At 53.6% G+C, this 1139-nt stretch carries 2 protein-coding genes and 1 pseudogene; all 3 read right to left on the bottom strand.

Annotated features, from left to right (window positions below; translation table 11 throughout):
* Window positions 1-180: pseudogene (locus B5F70_RS10910) on the bottom strand (hypothetical protein); the annotation flags it as partial.
* A 456-nt stretch (window positions 181-636) separates the two neighbouring features.
* Window positions 637-939, bottom strand: a complete 303-nt coding sequence (locus tag B5F70_RS10415; RefSeq protein ID WP_087205497.1) for a PTS sugar transporter subunit IIB — start codon at window positions 937-939, stop codon at window positions 637-639.
* Window positions 940-1011: 72 nt separating this feature from the next.
* A partial coding sequence (locus B5F70_RS10410; protein WP_143753978.1) for a PTS lactose/cellobiose transporter subunit IIA occupies window positions 1012-1139 on the bottom strand: 128 nt, incomplete at its 5' end.

Here is a 1139-nt window from a genome sequence, read left to right as displayed (position 1 = left end):
CGCCAAGCTGCGCGCCTGGCCGGCCGAGGCGACGATGCCGAACGAGATCATCTCCATGCTCTCATTCTCCTCTGCCATATGTTTACCTCCCCTCCGCTGATCACCGCAAGATCCCTTCCTCTGCCCGACACCTGAACCGCGCTGCCCCTTATGGTGTGCAGCCCGAATCTCATCGGCCATTCATCGTCCGTTCCTGTGCTTACCTGCGGTTTTATGCAGTGTCTACACACCCCGCACACAAAAACGACATAGTGATAGTATGCCGTTGAGCATATCTTGTCTATCTTTTAAAGCTTAAAAGGTTCGATAAATCCGCGAATGGTAGTGGCTCCCTAGGGTTGTTTATCGCAGGTTTTACAAGGTACAAACGCTGGCAAGCCCAATGTGGCGAAATAATTGCGTCCGCTCGCCTATTCCTTGTTGACAAGCAAGATACCTTATACATATCGCACTTGCATGTAGGTCGAGCATTGATATTTCTGCAGTACAAGACGATAGGAGAAACTATCCCTATCGTTATATCCTCAAGACCCCGCCTGCCTCTCTGACAGACGGGGTCTCGATCGCGCAAAACGCGCTATGTATGCCGGCATCTTCTTGTCATATATAGACAGCGAAGACGTCGAAGCCATGTGCCTATTTGCCCAGCAGGCCGTTCAGCTGCTCGAAGATGGCGGGGCAGTTCTGGCGGCCGTAGTTCGCCATGGGGATGACGTCCACGGGCAGGCCCTGCGCCTTCTTGATGACCTTGTCCTTCTGGTAGGCGATCTGCGGGCCGATGAGAATGCACTCGTAGCCGGCATCCGCCGGGTTCTTAAGATCGCTGAAGCTCTGCGCGTTGATCTCGAGGTCGATGCCGTTGGCCTGAGCATACTCTTCCATCTTCTTCATGAGCATGCTGGTGGACATGCCGGCAGCGCAAACGAGAAGAACCTTCATAGTAATCTCCCTCTTCTGTAATAAAAATACTAGAGCGACTAGAGCGAACAAGCGTCCGTCTTTGACGTTTCCCTACTGAGTAATCTGACCGAGCTTCTCGTACAGGTTGATCATCTCCTCCGCCAGGTCCTGGCACAGCATCGACGTCATGAGATGGTCCTGCGAGTGCACCAGCAGCACGTCCACGGGGACGTGGTCGC

Origin of the sequence: Collinsella sp. An268 (assembly GCF_002159765.1) — a bacterium.
GTDB lineage: Bacteria > Actinomycetota > Coriobacteriia > Coriobacteriales > Coriobacteriaceae > Coprousia.
Note: the sequence above shows the minus strand (reverse complement) of the source record. Positions and strands in the feature narration are given on the sequence as shown.

Coding starts and splice junctions, on each gene's coding strand:
- B5F70_RS10415 (WP_087205497.1), bottom strand. CDS start 939: ATGAAGGTTCTTCTCGTTTGCGCTGCCGGCATGTCCACCAGCATGCTC.